This window comes from Planococcus donghaensis (genome assembly GCF_001687665.2).
GTDB lineage: Bacteria > Bacillota > Bacilli > Bacillales_A > Planococcaceae > Planococcus > Planococcus donghaensis.
Map to the genome: position 1 here is coordinate 1,732,944 of NZ_CP016543.2, position 20,285 is coordinate 1,753,228.

Sequence of the window (20,285 nt, forward strand, 5' to 3'; positions counted from 1 at the left end):
GATAACTTTAAAGCTAATGTTCACTACAGTTAATAAACACGCAAAAATTCCATTTATTTGAACTTTAATACGAATAGATTGCTTTTTCACCTCTTTTCGGACTATGCTAATGAGCTTTGCAGAAACCCCTTCATTAAAATAATATCACATTATTAGTGGGATATCTTCTTTTTATCTGAATAATCAGTCTTTTTGTATTAAATTATTTTCTCAGGAAAATAAAGTAGGGTGTGATCAACTAATGTTAGTAAATTATTCGTCATAAGTTCGACTTTACATTTTCAACATTCGAATTACAAAAAATAGGATACTTCCAAATATCACCGTTAAAAATATGGGACCAAAAGCTGCTCCTAACCCTACTGCTGCCCCACTAGCTATACGAACACTTTGAAATATTATAAAACTAAACAACAAGATGATTTCGTTTTTTAATACGTTCACCATCAATCTTCCATTTTTATATTGAGCCTCTTTGTTTTTTTCCGTAAGGTTCAAATAGTTATACAAATGTGGATATTTTTCAAGTATGGTTAATCCTAACCATACGATTGTTCCTATTAACGGTAAAAGAAGTAGCTCTACTTTATTGCCTAAGCGATCGACTCTCCCTGTTTCATCGAAATGAACTGGTACTTTTTCCGGTAATGTTTCTAACTGGAAAACTAAAAATATAATTGCGAAAATAAAAGACAACAAAGAAATTGCGTTCAAAAATGTTTCATAAAGTGATTGTGTAACAGGTTTTTTTTGCTGTTTAACCACCTACTCCACCTCCTTCTAAATTGTCTCCTCACATAATTGAAGTTCGCCCTCTTCATTACCATCCTCATCCATGTTAGTAAAATTATTTACATTTTTTTGAACTTCAACCCTCTTATTCCATCAAACTTGTACTATACTAAGTAAAAAGTAATGATTTTCGAATAGATCAGGAGGGTATTAAAATGTTCAAAAAAATTTTGAGTAAATTTGTCGTTTCCTCAACTGTTCAATCCCCCAACAAATCAGTAAAAAAAATTGATACGGACAAAATATTCTTATTTGAACCTAACCAACGAGAGTTAGATTATATTATACAACTTCCAACACTTACTGGAAAAGCACCTGGCTATGTGTATTTTGTACAAGAATATATGACCGGCTCTTTTAAAATTGGCAAAACTAAGCATATTGACAGACGAATGAATGTTTTTAACGTAAAGCTTCCTTTTGAGAACAAACTAATTTTCCTGATTAAATCTGCTGATCATCATCAAACAGAACTTGCTTTTCATGAATATTATTCAACTAAACGCCTTGAAGGCGAATGGTTTAACTTGACGCGCGAAGATCTTGCATGGATAAAAAATGGCCACTACACGGATAAAATCCACAAAACGATAAACTCTCCCTTAGAAGTAACAAAGCAACTTACAGCTAACAAAGCAAAGACGGAAGAAAAACCGTTAACTCTAAAACAAATAGAGTTTGCCAAAACCTTGATAGTAAAACTTGAACAAGAATATGAACTCAATGCTTCTTATTCTAAATGGACGCAAAAAGACTTGAATCGCTTGAGTGGTTATTTCAGATTCAAAAACTACAGTGCTTTAAAAAATTTGGTAGAAAGTGGCCACCTAATAAAAAAATAAGTTTCCCGCGTCTATATTATCTTTTTTTCTAATCTTCTTTTCAGACACTACCGATCTATTGCGTTACTTATCGACTCCCCTAGAGGAAGCTATTGTTTTTCGTTATACTGATGATAGATACCACTAATGAAGGTCAGCATAATCGCAAAAGGAGCTACTTTATGGAAGACATACCACCTAAAAATCCATTTAAAAAACCATTTTCGGACTTGAAAGAACTTGTTGACAGCATTCAAGAACATTTGGAATGCCCTGCAACTATAGAAGACACCAATCATCGCTTAAATGCTTATAGCTCTCATGGAATTGATGCTGATCCTGCACGTATCGGTACGATCATTTCTCAACGTGTACCCGAAAAAGTTATTAACCGTCTTTGGAAAGAAGGCATAATCCCAAAATTAATGCGGTCAGATAGCGCTTTACGCATTCCGCATATTGAAGATATTGGACTTCGTGACCGTGTAGCGATTGCCATCAAAAAACATACGGAAATTTTGGGTTATATTTGGGTAGTCGAAGGCACAAAAAAGTTAACGGATATACAGTTAGAACAGCTAAAAGATGCAGCAATTGTGGCGATTCCTTTAATGGCTAAGATTCAACAAAATCGGAAACGGAAAGAAGAAAACTATCAAGATTTCCTGTGGCAACTTTTAACAGGTCAGTTTAAAAATCGAGATGAAATTTATGAACAAGTTCACGATCTTCATCTCAAAATACCAAGTCACTTTACTGTACTGGTGTTCAAATTTGAACAAGATATTTCACAGATGATGGAAGAGCAAATTTCCTATTTGATTACAACAAGCCAAAAAATCACCAATCATTTTCTTGTAGTGATGGACAATGAGCTGATCTTAATCGCCTCTCCCCATCCCACTCAATCTGATGCTACAGCTTTTGACAGTTTTATCACATACTTTACTTCTGAAATAGCCAATCGTTTCTCGATTTTAGGGGTAACAGGAAGTTCTGGTACAGGATATAGTGATTTTAGTAAAGCCAAGACAAGTTATCAAGAGGCGCAAAAAGTGCTTGACCTGAAAAAAACGTTTCCAGAAGAGCTTGAAAATGTTTTTCATTATAGTCGGCTTGGGGCATTTTTGTATATCGACCTTATTCAACAACAATTGCCTACCGAACATCCAGCAATTAGCAAAATTAGAGCTTATGACAAACAGCACAAATCGAATTTTTTAAAGACATTAGAAGTCTTTATTCAACAAGACAGCAACATGAACGATGCAGCGAAGAAGTTGTTTGTCCATACCAATACTTTGCATTATCGCATGAAACGTATTGCTGAAATTGGTGGGATTGATTTGACGAATGTAAATGAAAAACTAGGAATTTACCTTGATTTAATGTCCCAAAAAATGACGAAAAAATAGCCTTTTGTGAAATTTCACAAAAGAAATGCTCATCTTTCTTCTTTCTACCCAATGCGGTCTAGTAGGCTTTCCGTTATACTTATGGATATCTTCACCATTCGTTTTAAGGGGGAAACATCAATGATTATTGGAATTCCGAAAGAAGTTAAAAATAACGAGAACCGAGTGGCAATTACGCCAGCCGGGGTCGATGCTTTTGTAAGAGCAGGTCATCAAGTAATCATCGAAACAGGGGCAGGTCTTGGATCTAGTTTTACAGACACTGATTATGTAGCGACAGGCGCTAAAATTGTTGAAACAGCTGCAGAAGCTTGGGCTGCTCAAATGGTTATGAAAGTTAAAGAGCCTGTTTCTTCTGAATACCAATACTTCCGTCAAGATTTGTTGTTGTTCACTTACTTACACCTTGCAGCTGAACCTGCTTTAACACAAGCTCTTGTCGACAATAAAGTAACAGCAATTGCTTATGAAACTGTTTCAGTTAACCGTACTCTTCCATTATTAACGCCAATGAGCGAAGTAGCTGGAAGAATGGCTTCACAAGTTGGGGCTCAATTTTTAGAGAAAATTTACGGCGGCAAAGGAGTTCTATTATCAGGTGTACCAGGTGTTCAACGCAGTAAAGTAACGATTATTGGCGGCGGAGTTGCCGGAACAAATGCAGCAAAAATGGCTATTGGTCTTGGCGCGCAAGTAACCATTATCGACTTGAGCCCAGAACGTCTTCGCCAATTAGATGATATTTTTGGAAATGATGTGACGACATTGATTTCCAATCCATTTAATATCGCAGAAGCGGTCAAAGAATCTGATTTGGTTATTGGAGCGGTCTTAATCCCCGGAGCAAAAGCACCTAAACTAGTAACTGAAGAAATGGTAAAAGCCATGAATCCTGGAACTGTCATTGTCGATATTGCGATCGATCAAGGCGGCATTTTTGAAACGACTGACCGCATTACAACGCATGACAACCCAACTTACGTGAAACACGGTGTCGTTCACTATGCTGTTGCGAATATGCCTGGAGCTGTTCCGCGTACTTCAACAATTGCGTTAACTAACGTTACTGTAGGATATGCACTTCAAATGGCTAATAAAGGTGTTCATAAAGCTGTTGCAGAAAATCCAGCATTGATGTTGGGCGTTAACACAGCTAATGGGTATGTAACATATGAAGCTGTTGCAAAAGATCTTGGCTTTGAATTTATCACAGCTGATGCGGCTCTTGCACAGTCAACATCGTCAATTTAATATCTATTCGACAGTCCTGCTCTTCCTAGAGCTGGGCTGTCTTTTTTATATTCTGCTAATTACGTATTGCTGTACATCCAGATTGGCTTATTTTATATTTAAAAAAGGTGATGACATTGAAAGTGAAATTTTATGAGAACAATACTAATTTTGTATCTGGCATAACGTTAAAAGAGTTAACTGCTCCTGAAGAGAATAACATGGCTTTGCATGCTTGCAAAAACCCAGAGGCGATTTTATCAAATCGAAAAAGTTTAGCGGAATTTCTAGACGTTTCTCTGGATGATTTTATTTGTACGCAACAAACTCATAGTGCGAACTTCCGACGCGTCAATAGACATCATAAAGGAAGCGGCGCATATACAGTTGAAACCGCCATTTCTGATACGGATGCTTTGTATACTTTCGATTCTGGAATTGTATTGTGCAGCTTTGTGGCCGATTGTGCTCCTGTTATTATTCACGATAAAACAACGGGATTAATTGGTGTGATTCATTCCGGATGGCAAGGCACTGTTAAAGAAATTACGCTTGAATTTTTAAAGCACATCATTTCCATAGAACAATGCAATCCTACCGATATAGAGATTCAAATCGGCGCATCTATTAGCCAACAACAGTTTGAAGTTGATCAAGATGTTTATTTAAAGTTTGAAGCTTTAGGATACGCTAATGAATTTATGTATTTTAATTCGGCTACGAATAAATATCATATCGACAACCAAGCTACTGTAAAAAAACAATGCGAACTTGCTGGAATTCCTTCAAGTCAGATTCTCGTTGATTCTACATGTACGTTTTTAAATTCCGATGGATTTTCTTACCGTCAAGATCGTAAATGTGGCAGGCATTTAATATTTGCTATGAACAAAAATACGCAATAGTTTTCTTAAACAAAAAGCATTCCTTCAATTTTGAAGGAATGCTTTTTTAAAAAAACTAATATTCAAATTACATTATGGTTTTTACTACCCTTATTTTAATAAAAAATGAGATTAGAAAAGCAATAGATACTAGTACGATAAAAACATAAAACACTGGTTCATAACTGTTGGTACGCTCACGAATTTGCGATACAATGGCAAGTCCGACAATGCCGCCTATTTGCAAGAGCCTATTTCTGCTCTCACAGGAATGCTCCAGCGGGAACAGCGCGAGCCGAAGACCCTGGAGCGAACGCAGTGAGTGAAGCGGCTGAGGCCGTGTCCGCGGAAAGCGTCCGTCGAAATGGACATCAGCCCTTTCTTTAGTAGACGAAAAGGGACTGCCCCTTTTATTATAGGCTAGCCGCCAATATACGACATACCAATTTTGTTGCGATTTTTCGCTGTTAATTCGGTGCGTTCATCAGAATACCGATCGTCTCTACGTTCCCAAACAGCCGAAATTCTCTCGAACAATTCCTCGTCACCTAACCCACTGCGAATCAGTTCACGAATATCAAAATGCCCTGTGGCGAATAGACATGTATAAAATTTGCCGTCTGACGATAAACGCGCACGTGTACAAGAAGAACAAAAAGACTCAGATACGGATGTGATAAAACCGACTTGAGCTTCCCCTTCTTCAAACCGATAACGTTTCGCTACTTCTCCGTAATAATCTTTATCTACTGGCTCTAGTTGATAAACAGATTGTAACTTCTCTAAAATTTGCTTTTTGGTCACTACTTTTTTAAAGCTCCAACCGTTATCGTTTCCAACATCCATAAATTCGATAAACCGTAACGTAATGCCACGTTCTTTAAAATACGCCGTCATCGGCAAAATCTCATGTTCGTTGACATCTTTTTGAACGACCATATTGACTTTAATCTCAAATCCGATTTGTTGAGCAAAATCAATTTGTTTTAAAATATGGGAAGGATCAATTCCTCTGCCATTCAGTTGCCCGAATAATTCTGGGTCCAAAGCGTCTAAGCTAATATTCAAGCGGCGAAGTCCTGCATCATATAACGCTTGCGCTTGATTTCCAAGCAACAAACCATTGGTCGTCAAGCCGATATCTTCTACCCCTTCAACTGAAAGAATTTTTTCAACTAATTCAGGCAACCCTCTGCGCATTAACGGTTCTCCACCAGTTAGCCGAATTTTTTTGACGCCCATTGCTACAAAAACTTTTGTTAAGCGATGGATTTCTTCAAAGGACAATAATTCCTGCTTTGGCAAAAATGCATAATCATCCCCGAATACTTCTTTTGGCATGCAATAAGAGCAACGGAAATTACAGCGATCAGTAACCGATATTCGCAAATCCCGTATCGGACGTTGGAATTGGTCCTGTACTGGGTTTATAGCCATCCTGCCATCTCCTTTTTTAATCATCCGGGTGATTTAGATTACGGAAAACAAGTTGATCTTCATGGATAGCTGATGCATCAATCCATCTAGTTGTGACTTTCTCCATAAACTTCATAACTCGCAATTGTCCGTTTTCCAGTTCATTTTTCAACTGATTTTTAATGTGACCATCCCAAATGCTAAATAAGGGAATTTTTTCGGCGTGGTTCAAAACAGCTGTTATATCAGTAGACGTATCTGCTAAAGCAAGAAGTTTTTTTGTTTCTACTGGTCCGATAAAAGGCATATCACATGGCAACACTACGTATTTTTCTGCCTGTATAGCAGCCATACCTGAGTAAATTCCAGCTAGCGGACCTTTTCCTTTGATCCATTCTTCATCTGTAATGACGTCATAGTTTGACGGAAAACGCGATACCAATTCTGGTCTGGATACAATAACAATGCGATCACACACTCCAGCTAATGCGCGGTATGCACATTCGTAAAAATACTCTCCTTTTATTTTAGCGAATGCTTTAGGGGAGCCGAACCGTCGAGACAAGCCGCCTGCGAGTAATATTCCGACAGTCAAAGTCACCCTCCGCTTACCGGCGGGATAAAAGCGACAACATCTCCAGGCGCTAACACATCTGTTGGCAACGCATATTCTTCGTTCACAGCTAAACGGGCTGCACCACTGAGAAATTCCGGGTATTTCTCAGTCGCCCATTGCCATAATTCTTCAACCGTTTTTCCTGCCATGTCCACTTGTTCTTCAGAGGTACCGGTTTGTTCTTTAAGTCCGGCAAAATATCGTAAGCTGATCATACTGATTCCCCTTCTGGTTTTTTCTTTTGGTCGCCAATCCACTCTTCTCCGTCTTCCCAAATTTCTTTTTTCCAAATTGGCACAATTTCTTTAATTCGTTCAATGGCATATTCATTTGCTTCATATGCCGATTTTCTATGAGGAGATGAAACTGCGATTACTACCGCAATGTCACTTATTTGTAACTCGCCAATGCGATGGGCTATTGCCACTTTTGTTCCTTCCCAACGCTGCTCTATTTCCTCGCCAATCTGAGCTAGTTTTTTCTCAGCCATAGGTACATAAGCATCGTATGATAAATACATGGTCCGCACACCTTTTGTCCACTCACGAACATGTCCTGTAAACAAAGTAACTGCTCCTGCTTCTGGTCGTAAAACAAAATCTGCATAAAGTTGAGGATTGATATGGGTTGTTACGATTTCAAACGCTTTCATGACTATCACCATCCATCCAATTGATAAACCAATTCGCTAATTGCTTACTGTCATTTTGCAGAATCATACGCACATTGTCCAGTTCTACTACTTTTGGAGAAACCACTAATTGAATATGTTCGAGCTTTTGAAGTGTTATCCAATCATCTTCAGAATGGAGTAAAACGATTTTTTCATACTGTGCTTCTTTAAAACCCTCTACTAAAATAAAATCGGGATTTTCATGTCCAGCAAGTGCAATTAAATCTTCTAAAGTCGCATCCTCACTGCGCTGATGCATTTGAATAACTCCATTACCGTAAGCAATCGAACATTCTGCGCCTTGATCAAAATGTTGCATGCTATCCGTGTTAGCGTCAGGCATATTGAGTGCACCGCCATGCCCGTGATGCTTGATTGTAGAGATAATTTTCCCTCTACTTTTTGCAAGTTTAAGCAATTGCAAAGTTACTGTTGTTTTGCCGCTATTTTTATACCCCACTATTTGCAATACTTTCACAGTTGCCACCTAGCCGCCCCTTCTTCTGAACCGAGGAGTAAAACGTCCACAGTATCTCCTGCTTCGTAGCCTCGCGAACCGCCCGGCAAGACAATTAAGGCATTGCCACGCGCGATAGAAGACACCGCATTGGATTTGTTGAAGCCGGCCGGCGACACCATTTGTCCATCATAAATGGCTCGAACAAATCGAGTAAACGGATTGGCTTTTGTAAAATCTTCTCCAAGTGTGGCTGTAGTATGTGGCATATATAATTTTTGAGCACCCATCATGTTTAAAAGTGCGGGACGGACAAACAATTCAAATCCTGTAAAACAAGCAGATGGATTGCCTGATAAGCCGAATAAATACCGACCATTTGCCACTGCGACTGTTGTTACACTGCCTGGACGCATGGCGACTTTATTAAACAATACTTGTGCACCAAGTTTTTCGTAAATAGCTGGAAGAAAATCAAAATCTCCGACAGAAACACCGCCTGTCGTAATTAGACAATCCGTTTCTTCAGCCGCTTTTTTTACGACCCGATAACTTTCATCTAAATTATCAACGGACATGCCATACATTTCACAAGTTAAGCCCATCCGCTTTAACTGAGCTACAATCATTGGGCCATTGCTATTGCGGATTTTGCCCGGCACTAAATCATCTTCAACTGATAACAATTCGGTCCCTGTAGAAAGAATACCCACTACGGGCTTTTTCGCTACAAGAACTTGTGAATAACCAAAAGTTGCGAGCAATGCCACAGTTCCTGGGTTGATAAAACTTCCACTGTCGATTACGATTTCATCTTTCTGAAGATCCTCACCTTGCAAAGAAACGTTTTCTAGAGGTAGAAATGGTTTTCGAATGGTAATGCCGTCCTCCACTTCTTTTGTTTGTTCAAACATCACAACCGCATCTGCCCCCTTAGGAAGCTGTGCTCCTGTCATAATACGTATAGCCTCAAATGCTTCCAGTTTTTTTACTGAAACTTCTCCTGCTCCTATATGATCAATGACTTTAAATGCAATCCGGTTGTCACCCGATGCCCCTTCAGAATCTATGGAACGAATAGCAAACCCATCATAAGGTGAACGGTCGAAAGGCGGCACATCGCTCGAAGCAACAATCGGTTCTGCTAGAATACGACCATAACTTTCTTCTAAATTCACTGTTTCAGCACCACTTGGTACAGCCTGTTCTACTACTTTCTTTACCGCTTCTGCAACAGCTAGCGGCGTCCGTTTTTCGACCATTTTACTTCAGCTCCTCTAAAGAAAACTATGTTTCTATTGTGTTTTACTGATTATGTATTTTCTGCATTTTTGTAAATTTCTTATCGTACTAAACTTATACAAACAGCTAATGCCTGTCAAACAAGCATTTTCCGATAAAAGAAAAAACCTTGAAAATTGAACCTTTCAAGGTTTTCCGTTTACTCAGTCACTAACAACTTCCGCATTAGCAGGTATTGCCTCTGCGTTTTTAGCTCGAAGTCTACGAATATCAAGGCGAATTACAAGAGATATCACAAGCGCGACAACAAACAGACCTGCAAAGAACATCAGACTGCCTTCATAACTTCCTGTTTTGTCTTTCATGTAAGCTGCAAATAATGGTCCTGCAAGGCCAGCTGCGGCCCAAGCTGTCAAAATATATCCATGAATCGCACCAAGCTGTTTTGTGCCGAATATATCAGCAATATACGCTGGAATCGATGCAAATCCGCCACCATAGCAAGTGTAAATGATTGCTAGCATAATTTGGAAGAATATCGCATTTGTTGTAAATGGCAAGAATGCAAAAAGCACAATTTGAATAGCAAAAAATGCCGTATACGTATTTGGGCGGCCAATATAATCAGAAATTGTAGCCCAACCAAGGCGGCCAAGACCATTGAAAATACCAAGAACCCCAACTAATGCTGCTGCTTGGACGGTCGTCATCCCGATGCTGTCAATTGCCATTGGTTTGGCAGCTGATAAAATCGCGATCCCGCATGTCACGTTAATAAATAACATAACCCATAAATAATAAAATCGTTTTGTTTTAATTGCTTGATTCGCAGTTAGTTGTGACAAATCAACTTTTCGTTCCGCTTTTCCGCTATTAAGTTTTTCTTCAAATCCAGCTGGTGACCATCCTTCTGGTGGTTTTTCGAGATATAACGACGATAACAACATGATGAGTAAATAAGCAGCCCCTAAAATATAAAAGGTTTGTTCTACTCCTACAGTTGTAATGAGTTGCTCCATAATCGGACTGCTAATCGCAGCTGCAAACCCAAAGCCCATAATCGCAAGTCCCGTAGCTAGACCGCGACGGTCAGGAAACCATTTCACCAGTGTTGAAACCGGGGCAATATAACCGATACCTAATCCAATTCCGCCAAGCGCTCCATAAAATACATACAGTAGCGGCAATGAGGAAGCGCTTACAGCAAAACCTGACCCAATAATTCCAGTACCAAAAAACATAGCTGCAACTAGTCCCGCTTTACGAGGACCATATTTTTCAACAAAACTCCCAAAAAAAGCAGCAGATAACCCCAAAAACAAGATGGCAATACTAAATGTCAATTGCACTTGACTCGTTGTCCAGCCAAATTGATCGATTAAAGGATTTGTGAAATTGCTCCATGCATAAACTGACCCGATCGATATATGAATCCCCACTGCAGATAATGCAATCAACCATCTGTTTTTCGGTTTCTTTTTCATTTTCTTTGACCTCCTGATGAAATTGTTTATAACTATATAAAATGATTTTTCAAAAGAAACATCATTAGTTTTCCTTAGTGACGAGGGGAATTTTCAAAGAAAAAAAGCTGTATAACTACAGCTAACCTTTTATTTGTACGTGTGATTAATTTTTGAATAATAAGACGATTAGAATCATAGCATCCTTCTTTTTATTTGTCACCAGATTTTTTTCAAAAAACTTCTTTCGGTTTTTCACCAACAATTCGTTCAGGATGTGTATACAAGTTAAATGAATTCCCACGGATAAAACCAATTGCTGTAATCCCTAAGTCTTCAGCTAATGTTAAAGCTAGTTCTGTTGGTGCAGATTTTGACAGCACAATTTCGCAACCGATTTTTGCTACTTTCATCAAAATCTCTGAAGAAATTCGTCCGCTAAAAACGATCACTTTGTCGCGAATGTCAATATCATTCATTAAGCAATACCCATATATTTTGTCCAGTGCGTTATGTCTCCCAATATCCATCCGAGAAACGATGATGCCATTCGCATCGCAAAGTGCCGCATTATGCACGCCACCTGTTTGCTTAAACATTTCTGCTGACTCACCCATCTCTTTCATAAGTTGAAAACAGTTTTCTGGTGTTAATGTTACCCGGACTTCGGTCATTTTTTTCGCAATCATCGCATCATGTGCAAAAACAAATCCTTGACGACTCATTCCGCAGCAAGAACTAATAAATCGCTTGTTCTGTAATTGCTCAAAAAACGGGTACACTTTTTTAGCAGTGATGTGCACGGTGCCTGTTTTTTCTTCTACTCGAATGTCTTGGATGTCTTTAAAATTAGGGATGATTCGCTCAGAAACTAAAAACCCTATAGCCATCTCTTCCATTTTGTCGGGAGAACAAACAATTGTGATAAATTCTTTGCCATTTATTTTGATGGTGGCCGGCTGCTCAACAACGACACGATCTTCTTTTTCGATAAAAGCACCTTTTTCAAAGCGAATGATTTTACGTACTTTATCTTGTTTCATCGATGTTCTCTCCTGTCTGCCCTGATTGATCTATTGGCCTGTCGAAAAGAAATACAGACACAGCGATATCATCTTCTATTTTGATATCTGAAAACAAATGGACAAACTTTGCTTTCACTATTTTTTCCATACCTTCAGGTGCAGCGGATGCATAAACACTTTGAATCATGCGCGTCCGTGCGGCGTGAACCATCTCTTTTCCTTCGGGAGTTCTCGCGATAAATTGTTCGGAAGGGCTAAGGTTTCCATACAAAGTTGAAATTGCCATGTCGTTAACAAATACTGTGTGGATTCGATCTGGACCTTTGCCAAATAAACTTTTTCGTAATTTCCGAATGATGTCATTAAATTCATGGATTTGTTTAGACATATGCTTCTTCTCCCTATCGTCCGGATTATTTATTGAATAGTGAATATTTTAGTTGTATAAGATATTTTTACTGTTTATAATAATAGCATATGTAGGTACTGCCGTAAGTTATTGCGACAGCGCTTTCAATTCACTTTATAATTTTGGATTGGTCATTTAACAAGTCCTGTTAAGACACTATTCCACTATGAAACAGATGCACTTGTCAAGTGTGTTTTTCATAGTGGATTTTTTTATATCAAAAAGGAGGATTTTGCATGTCGATAAAAATTAACGGCACCCTTACTGATTTTGAACAAGGTAAAACCATTTTACAAGTGCTGAACGAACAGAAAATTCTTCACCCTCAAATTTGTTATATGCCCGAACTAGAGCCGATTGAAACTTGTGACACCTGCATCGTTGAAGTTGATGGCAAACTTGTTCGCTCGTGTTCAACAAAAGCTGTAGCCGGTATGGATGTTCAACTTGCTTCACCACGTGCAAAAGAAGCTCAAACTGAAGCGATGGACCGCATTCTTGAAAATCATTTGCTTTATTGTACCGTTTGCGACAATAACAACGGCAATTGTAAAGTTCATAACACAGTCGACTTGATGGAAATTGAACATCAAAAATATCCGTACGAACCAAAGTGTACAGTGGATGAAGTTGATTTGACGAATCCTTTTTACCGATATGACCCAAATCAATGTATCGCATGTGGCCAATGTGTTGAAGTTTGTCAGAACTTACAAGTTAACGAAACCTTAACAATGGATTGGTCACGTGATCGTCCGATTGTTCTTTGGGACGGTGGCGCAAAAATCAATGACTCTTCTTGTGTTAGCTGTGGTCAATGTGTTACGGCTTGTCCATGTAATGCGCTAATGGAAACGTCTATGCTCGGTGAAGCTGGCTTTATGACTGCGATCCCCGAAAAAGTTCTTAGCCCGATGATTGATTTGGTAAAAGATGTAGAACCAGGCTATAGCGGAATCATGGCTGTTTCTGATGCAGAAGCGAAAATGCGTGAAACACGTACGAAAAAAACCAAAACAGTTTGTACGTTCTGCGGTGTTGGTTGTTCGTTTGAAGTGTGGACAAAAGATCGTAAAATTTTGAAGATCCAGCCCGTTTCAGAAGCACCTGCCAATCAAATCTCGACTTGTGTTAAAGGTAAATTTGGGTGGGATTTCGTCAACAGCGAAGAACGCATCACAACTCCTTTAATCCGTAAAGATGGCGAGTTTGTTGAAGCTAGCTGGGAAGAAGCGCTTGACCTTGTGGCTTCTAAATTCAAAGCGATAAAAGAACAAAACGGTAAAGACTCCATTGGTGTTATTTCTTCTTCAAAAATTACGAACGAAGACAATTATGTAATCCAAAAACTAAGCCGCCAAGTGTTTGAAACAAATAACGTCGACAACTGTTCACGTTATTGCCAATCTCCTGCAACAGATGGATTGTTCCGTACAGTCGGGATGGGCGGAGATGCGGGTACGATTAAAGACATTGGCAGCGCCGGGCTCGTGATTATTGTAGGGGCAAATCCTGCTGAAGGTCACCCCGTTCTAGCAACCCGTGTAAAAAGCGCTCATAAATTGCACGATCAAAAATTGATCGTTGCCGATATGCGTAAAAACGAAATGGCTGAACGCTCTGACCTGTTCATTACCCCTAAACAAGGCACTGACCAAGTGTGGTTAATGGCTGTCACAAAATACATGATCGATCAAGGCTGGCACGATCAGCAATTTGTCGATGAAAACGTCAATTACTTTAACGAGTTTAAAGAAGTATTGGCTCAGTACACGCTAGAGTATGCTGAAAAACGCAGTGGCGTTTCAAAAGAAACGATTATCCGTACTGCAGAAATGATTCGTGATGCTGATGGCACATGTATTCTTTGGGGCATGGGCGTTACACAAAACACAGGTGGATCTGATACGTCTGCTGCTATTTCTAACTTATTATTAGCAACAGGAAATTACCGTCGCCCTGGTGCTGGTGCGTATCCACTTCGTGGTCATAACAACGTACAAGGTGCTTGCGATATGGGCTCACTTCCAGGTTGGTTGCCAGGATACCAACACATCACTGACGACAATGCACGTCAAAAATTCGAGCAAGCTTACGGCGTGAAAATTGATGACAAGCCAGGCATGGACAATATTCAAATGCTACAAGCAGTGGATGAAGGCATCATGAAAGCGATGTACGTTGTTGGTGAAGATATGGCTTTAGTTGACTCTAATGCTAATCACGTTGATGATGTTTTATCGAAGCTCGACTTTTTCGTTGTGCAAGATATCTTCTTCTCACGCACAGCACAATATGCAGATGTTATTTTGCCGGCATCACCGTCACTTGAAAAAGATGGTACGTTTACTAATACAGAGCGTCGTGTTCAACGTTTGTATAAAGCCTTACCAGAACTCGGACAATCGAAAGCAGATTGGTGGATTGTTCAAGAAATTGCGAACCGTCTCGGTGCTGGTTGGAATTATAGTCACCCAAGCGAAATTTTTGCTGAAATGGCAAGCCTATCTCCCCTATTTGCAAAAGCAGATTACACAAATATGGAAGGTTGGGACAGTTTCTTATGGGGCAGTTTAGAAGGCGAAAGTACACCTCTTCTATATGTAGATGGCTTTAACTTCCCAGACAAAAAAGCACGGTTTGCGTTATCTGATTGGGTTGAGCCTGTTGTCTTCCCTCAAGAATATGATTTACACATTAACAATGGTCGTTTATTGGAACATTTCCACGAAGGCAATATGACCGACAAATCAAAAGGCATTCTTTCTAAATTACCAGAGACTTTCGTCGAAGTGTCACCAAAACTTGCAAAAGAACGTGGACTTGAAGATGGTTCGACCGTACGTCTTGTCTCACCATATGGCGCATTAAAATTACCGGTCATTGTAACAGATCGTGTGAAAGACAATGAGCTGTTCTTGCCAATGAACTCAACGAAAAAAGAAACAGCCATCAATTTCTTAACCGGACCAGCTGTTGACCAACGAACAAATACACCTGCTTATAAGCAAACGAAAGTTCGTATGGAAGTATTAAAAGATCACGTCAAACGTCCGCTACCAAAATCAAATCCGCGTGACAAAAAACGCACGCCACAATCAGGCATTGAAGTCGAACGAAAATGGGCACGTGATGGCTATGTGCATTTGACAGATCAACGATAGAAAGGTGATGTCCTATGGCAAGTCCGATAACACAGATCAAGAAAAAAGAATGGACCTCTGAAGAAATCCGTCAGCAAAAGCTTTATGAATTGGAAACGTTGATTGCTGAACAAAACGAGGCGCTTAATAAGTTATTAGCTATTGCAGGCGATTTAGATGATGCCGGTGTTTTGGATGCTGTGCTCGCGATGGTCAAAGCCAAAGAAGGCATTGCCGAAGTGGTCATGGAACAAGCTACGCGTGAACCGGTGACAAACCTTATCAACAATATGATGAGTGCTGCTGGTGCATTAACTGCGATCAATCCGGAGTCAACAGGCCGATTGGCAACAAGTGCAGTTAAAGGGTTGAAAGAAGCTGAAGAACAAAATCAAAATGGCAAGAAAATTGGTGTGTTTCAACTTGTTAAAGCTTTACGTGATCCTGATATTAACCGGACCATAAAGTTCGGCCTTAATTTTTTACGAGGAATGGGAAAAGAATTAGGTAAATAAGTAGTTTGTTAAAAACAGTTGCGGGTACTCCGCAACTGTTCAGACTGTAGACAAAGTCTATTGAAAATGTATAGTTGTGTATAACCACAACCGTTCTGGCCACTGCGCTTTCCATGGGCTCAGCTTCAGCCTCCTCGTCACTGAAAACCCATGCTCCTGCATCGCTGCGCTAACTTCGTCGCAAAAGCTTGTCCTCGCAGGCTTCGGCCAATGCTATTCCTGCGGGGTCTTCAGCTTTCGCTGTCCCATAGGAGTCTTCGTGGCCATGCGCGTCAACTTAAGAAATATCAGGTGATTAGCCTCCTTTAATTGATGGTAAAGAAGAATACCATCAATTAAAGGAGGCGTTTTTTTATGAAACGGAACCATGCAACTTACCATCTGACGCGATTGTTCCAGTTTCTATCACCCAGGAAACCTTGAAGCTCTCGCTAAAGCAACTCAATTTGTCCAGAGAAAACGGAAGTTGACTGTCAGTTCTTTTATGAAGCTCCTGTTTTCATCTCCCGGAACTCTCAGTGACCATTCCTTATCCGAACTCTGTTCGGACTTGGCTATTCATCAGGTCCCGCTATCCAAAGAGGCATTGAACAAGCGTTTGAATGAACACACGGTTCTTTTTTTACAAGAGGTGTTTTTTGCCTTGTTTGAGCTCCAAAAAAGCTTGCCCCTACCGGGCATTCAATTGGCAACCACGCTTCCCTTCAATCGCATCCGGATACTGGATGGCACAACAGTCGCGCTTTCGTCTAATTGCCAGAGCGACTATCCTAGTTCGGTGGGGGCAGGCGTCAAATTTCAAGTTGAAGTTGACTACCTCACCGGTCAGTTTCAGTATGTGAAGATTCAACCCGCAAAAGCTGCAGATTGTCCAGCTGGTCGCGAGCGGTTGGCCACGATACGGAAGGGGGACTTGTTTTTACAAGACCTTGGGTATTATCAATACACCACGTTTGAACAAATCAATGAGGAACATGCTTTTTATGTTAGCCGAGCCCGGACCGATACGATGTTTTATATCGACCATCCAACGCCTCGCTACCACCCAAATGGAAAAATGGTGGAAAGGTCTGCATATGAGCAACTTTTTATAAAAGAAGAAATGAAGACACTTCACCCAGGAGAAATACGCAATTACCCACGGGTCTATCTGGGCAGGCATAAGAAGTTGCCCTGTCGTCTCGTGCTTTATCGAATGACAGCGGCCGAACAGCGACCCCAAGCCTATCGAGTGAAACGCCGTGACCAGACCAAACACGGTACCATTAAACAAAAATCGCTAGATTTAGTGGGCGTATCCATGTTAGTGACGAACCTTCCAGACAAGGTTCCCACAGAAGAAATCGTTGCGCTCTACCGGTATCGTTGGCAAATCGAACTCCTCTTTCGCTCCTGGAAGAGCAACCTGAAACTGGATCAGTTTCGCTGCATGAAACAAGCTCGTTGGGAATGTCATATCTATGCAGAATTGATCCTGTTACTTCTCAGTACGTTGGTTGCCTATCAATTACGGGTCCGTTTCTGGAAAGAGCGGCATTTTGTGTTAAGCGAACAGATTGCCATCCACGAAATTTCCAAAAAAATAGGGATGCATTGGCGCATCCGTGACGGAACGGATTGGCAATGCATCCATCAAAAAATCGAGCTAACCCTGAACGCCATTGGTCGGAAGAAAGTCTGGAAACCCGGTCCGATCAACTGGCTATAGGCCTAAAAGACAGATAGACACTCAAAATTTGGGGAAATGAGAATGTTTATTTGTCGCGCCCTCAAGTTCAGCGTTATTAGTCATACTATCCCCCGTTCGAAAAAAGATAAAACCTCTTTTGAACGAAGGATAGAAAAGGTGTGAAATTTTCACTTACTCGGAAATATAGCTTTAAGAAACAGCTTAAGTTGACGCGCATGGTCTTCGTGGCCAGAACGGTTGTTAGCATATTGCTCTAATTAGAGAGAGTAACCAGTGATTCCACTTTTCAAGAGAATTAATGAGTAATCACACAAGGATCCGAAGCGCAATGCGGCGAAGGGCAAAGATATGCTCCTGCATCGCTGCGCTAGCTTCGTCGCAAAGCCACTGCCCGAAGTCCCTTCGGTCACTGACTTTCCTGCGGAAAAACGGAGTGATGAGACCCCGCAGGAGCTTGCGACGAGGAGGCTCAGCACTTCGTCCGCGGAAAGCGTCCGCATGGAGCGAAGGATCCAGTATATAGGATGAGATGAATAATACATTCGTTAACTAACATAATAATTCTTTTGTCTACAAGCTGAACAGTTGCGGGTACTCCGCAACTGTTTTTTTATTGTGTAAAGGTAACTTACTTACGGTAGATTTCTAAAATTTTAAAAACGCTCTATTATATAGAAGGAACTGAAATAAAAACGTCATTCTTTTCTTGTGTATGTAGTAAGTTCCGGTTGGGGATTCTGTGTTTTTAGATTTTGCAAACAAAGGTGTACATCGCGCAAACAATGAATTTTATCCTGCAAACAAACTACTCTATTCCGCAAACTAGCTTTTGAATTCCGCAAACAAATTACTCTATTCTGCAAACAAACTCGATTTCACTAAATAATTAGCCTAATAAACTGCTATTTCACCCTTATAAAATTAAACTTTCTCGATATTTCTAGTAAATAACAACTTCTCACCCCCCCCTATAACCTCCTCCAACATTCTTAAACGAGACTTTATCGCTCGATAACTGCTTTTGTCATTATATATTCGCTTTTATCCATTTCTGATGACAAAACACCCTTACTGTTATATATTAATTAACAAGAAAACAAACTGTATTAATACAGTTGTTACATTAAATTTTTCAAATCAGAAAGGGATGGATGACATGGTCGCAAACAAACTTCAACAAATCGAAGAACTGAATAAGAGCTGGGAAAATGATAGTCGCTGGAACGGCATTGAGCGTATGTACACAGCAGAGGAAGTTGTAAAGCTTCGCGGCTCTGTTCAAATCGAGCATACTTTAGCAAGAAGAGGCGCAGAACGTTTATTCCGCTCGATTCACGAAGAGGATTTTGTAAATGCTTTAGGTGCTTTGACTGGTAACCAGGCAGTTCAACAAGTAAAAGCTGGCTTAAAAGCCATTTACTTAAGCGGCTGGCAAGTAGCTGCAGATGCTAACTCTGCAGGTCAAATGTATCCTGACCAAAGCTTGTACCCTGTTAACTCTGTTCCCGATGTGGTAAAGAAAATTAACCAAGCACTTCAACGTGCGGATCAAATTGACGGCGTTGAAGGCACAGAAGGATTTGATTGGTTTGCACCAATCGTAGCGGATGCAGAAGCAGGATTTGGCGGACCGCTAAACGTTTACGAATTGATGAAAGCAATGATCGAAGCTGGAGCAGCTGGTGTTCACTTTGAAGACCAATTAGCATCCGAGAAAAAATGCGGACACTTGGGTGGCAAAGTATTGTTACCAACTCAAAACGCTGTAAGAAATTTAGTTTCAGCTCGATTGGCAGCAGATGTACTCGGAGTTCCGACATTAATCATCGCTCGGACAGATGCCGATGCAGCTGACTTAATCACTAGCGATATCGATCCTCGTGACCATAAATTCATCACAGGTGAACGTACACCTGAAGGTTTTTATCGCACAAACCCTGGCATTGACCAAGCCATTGCACGCGGCTTAGCTTACGCGCCATATGCAGATCTAGTATGGTGTGAAACGTCCCACCCGAACTTAGAAGAAGCACAACAGTTTGCCGATGCAATTCACGCAGAATTCCCTGGTAAATTGCTTGCATATAACTGTTCGCCATCCTTCAACTGGAAAGCGAAGCTTGATGAAGAAACGATTGCAAAATTCCAAGTTGAACTTGGGAAAATGGGTTATAAATTCCAATTCGTTACACTAGCTGGATTCCATTCATTAAATCATAGCATGTTCGAACTAGCATATGACTATAAAGATCACGGAATGGCTGCATATTCAAAACTTCAACAAGCTGAGTTTGCGAACGAATCAAAAGGCTACACAGCCACTCGTCATCAACGCGAAGTCGGAACAAGCTACTTTGACGAGATTTCACAAATTGTTTCTGGTGGCACCAGCTCAACAACCGCGATGAAAGGTTCTACCGAAACAGCTCAGTTCTCAACAACTAAGTGAAACTTATCATTTGACTAGCATGATTCCTTAGCCACGGCATTCAAA

Annotated in this window: 17 protein-coding genes and 1 pseudogene; 8 read left to right on the plus strand and 10 right to left on the minus strand. The window is 40.3% G+C overall.

Annotation, left to right across the window (positions count from 1 at the left end; genetic code table 11):
* Nucleotides 1-273: 273 nt before the first annotated feature.
* A complete protein-coding gene (locus tag BCM40_RS08690) occupies nt 274-765 on the minus strand; it encodes an SdpI family protein (protein WP_065526264.1) in 492 nt (163 codons plus the stop codon).
* Between the two features lie 182 nt (nt 766-947).
* Between BCM40_RS08690 and BCM40_RS08695 the strand changes: the two genes are divergently transcribed.
* The 4 genes from BCM40_RS08695 to pgeF all read left to right on the plus strand — a co-directional run bounded on the left by BCM40_RS08695 (nt 948) and on the right by pgeF (nt 5,163).
* Nucleotides 948-1,634, plus strand: a complete 687-nt coding sequence (locus tag BCM40_RS08695) for a GIY-YIG nuclease family protein (protein ID WP_065526263.1) — start codon at nt 948-950, stop codon at nt 1,632-1,634.
* Between the two features lie 161 nt (nt 1,635-1,795).
* Complete coding sequence (locus BCM40_RS08700; protein WP_065526262.1) at nt 1,796-3,028, plus strand: PucR family transcriptional regulator; 1,233 nt, start codon at nt 1,796-1,798, stop codon at nt 3,026-3,028.
* Nucleotides 3,029-3,148: 120 nt separating this feature from the next.
* On the plus strand, nt 3,149-4,279 hold the full coding sequence (ald, locus tag BCM40_RS08705) for an alanine dehydrogenase (protein WP_065526261.1): 1,131 nt from the start codon (nt 3,149-3,151) through the stop codon (nt 4,277-4,279).
* Between the two features lie 116 nt (nt 4,280-4,395).
* On the plus strand, nt 4,396-5,163 hold the full coding sequence (pgeF, locus tag BCM40_RS08710) for a peptidoglycan editing factor PgeF (RefSeq protein WP_065526260.1): 768 nt from the start codon (nt 4,396-4,398) through the stop codon (nt 5,161-5,163).
* 399 nt (nt 5,164-5,562) lie between these two features.
* Here pgeF and moaA read toward each other — a convergent pair whose 3' ends face one another.
* From moaA to BCM40_RS08755, 9 genes are all read right to left on the minus strand, one after another.
* Nucleotides 5,563-6,579: a GTP 3',8-cyclase MoaA gene (gene moaA / locus BCM40_RS08715; RefSeq protein WP_065526259.1), complete on the minus strand. Its 1,017-nt coding sequence runs from the start codon at nt 6,577-6,579 to the stop codon at nt 5,563-5,565.
* Between the two features lie 16 nt (nt 6,580-6,595).
* Nucleotides 6,596-7,159: a molybdenum cofactor guanylyltransferase gene (gene mobA / locus BCM40_RS08720; RefSeq protein ID WP_238323714.1), complete on the minus strand. Its 564-nt coding sequence runs from the start codon at nt 7,157-7,159 to the stop codon at nt 6,596-6,598.
* Entirely contained in the window at nt 7,156-7,389 is a 234-nt protein-coding gene (gene moaD / locus BCM40_RS08725) for a molybdopterin converting factor subunit 1 (protein ID WP_065526257.1), read from the minus strand. The genes mobA and moaD overlap by 4 nt, the downstream gene beginning before the upstream one ends.
* Nucleotides 7,386-7,826: a molybdenum cofactor biosynthesis protein MoaE gene (locus tag BCM40_RS08730; protein ID WP_065526256.1), complete on the minus strand. Its 441-nt coding sequence runs from the start codon at nt 7,824-7,826 to the stop codon at nt 7,386-7,388. Before BCM40_RS08730 ends, moaD begins: the two co-directional genes overlap by 4 nt.
* Complete coding sequence (gene mobB, locus BCM40_RS08735) at nt 7,813-8,334, minus strand: molybdopterin-guanine dinucleotide biosynthesis protein B (protein ID WP_065526255.1); 522 nt, start codon at nt 8,332-8,334, stop codon at nt 7,813-7,815. The genes BCM40_RS08730 and mobB overlap by 14 nt, the downstream gene beginning before the upstream one ends.
* The gene (locus tag BCM40_RS08740; protein WP_065526254.1) at nt 8,322-9,566 is read right to left on the minus strand and encodes a molybdopterin molybdotransferase MoeA; all 1,245 of its coding nucleotides are present in this window, start codon (nt 9,564-9,566) and stop codon (nt 8,322-8,324) included. Before BCM40_RS08740 ends, mobB begins: the two co-directional genes overlap by 13 nt.
* Nucleotides 9,567-9,749: 183 nt before the next feature.
* Nucleotides 9,750-11,030: an L-lactate MFS transporter gene (locus tag BCM40_RS08745; RefSeq protein WP_065526253.1), complete on the minus strand. Its 1,281-nt coding sequence runs from the start codon at nt 11,028-11,030 to the stop codon at nt 9,750-9,752.
* 212 nt (nt 11,031-11,242) lie between these two features.
* On the minus strand, nt 11,243-12,052 hold the full coding sequence (gene fdhD, locus BCM40_RS08750) for a formate dehydrogenase accessory sulfurtransferase FdhD (protein WP_065526252.1): 810 nt from the start codon (nt 12,050-12,052) through the stop codon (nt 11,243-11,245).
* The gene (locus BCM40_RS08755; protein WP_065526251.1) at nt 12,039-12,422 is read right to left on the minus strand and encodes a Na-translocating system protein MpsC family protein; all 384 of its coding nucleotides are present in this window, start codon (nt 12,420-12,422) and stop codon (nt 12,039-12,041) included. The genes fdhD and BCM40_RS08755 overlap by 14 nt, the downstream gene beginning before the upstream one ends.
* A gap of 257 nt (nt 12,423-12,679) precedes the next feature.
* Between BCM40_RS08755 and fdhF the strand changes: the two genes are divergently transcribed.
* From fdhF to aceA, 4 genes and pseudogenes are all read left to right on the plus strand, one after another.
* Complete coding sequence (fdhF, locus tag BCM40_RS08760) at nt 12,680-15,607, plus strand: formate dehydrogenase subunit alpha (RefSeq protein WP_065526250.1); 2,928 nt, start codon at nt 12,680-12,682, stop codon at nt 15,605-15,607.
* Nucleotides 15,608-15,621: 14 nt separating this feature from the next.
* A complete protein-coding gene (locus tag BCM40_RS08765; protein WP_065526249.1) occupies nt 15,622-16,101 on the plus strand; it encodes a helical membrane plugin domain-containing protein in 480 nt (159 codons plus the stop codon).
* A gap of 421 nt (nt 16,102-16,522) precedes the next feature.
* Nucleotides 16,523-17,809 (plus strand): annotated as a pseudogene (locus BCM40_RS08770) (IS4 family transposase); the annotation flags it as partial.
* A 1,138-nt stretch (nt 17,810-18,947) separates the two neighbouring features.
* Complete coding sequence (aceA, locus tag BCM40_RS08775; RefSeq protein WP_065526248.1) at nt 18,948-20,240, plus strand: isocitrate lyase; 1,293 nt, start codon at nt 18,948-18,950, stop codon at nt 20,238-20,240.
* The last annotated feature ends 45 nt before the right edge of the window (nt 20,241-20,285 follow it).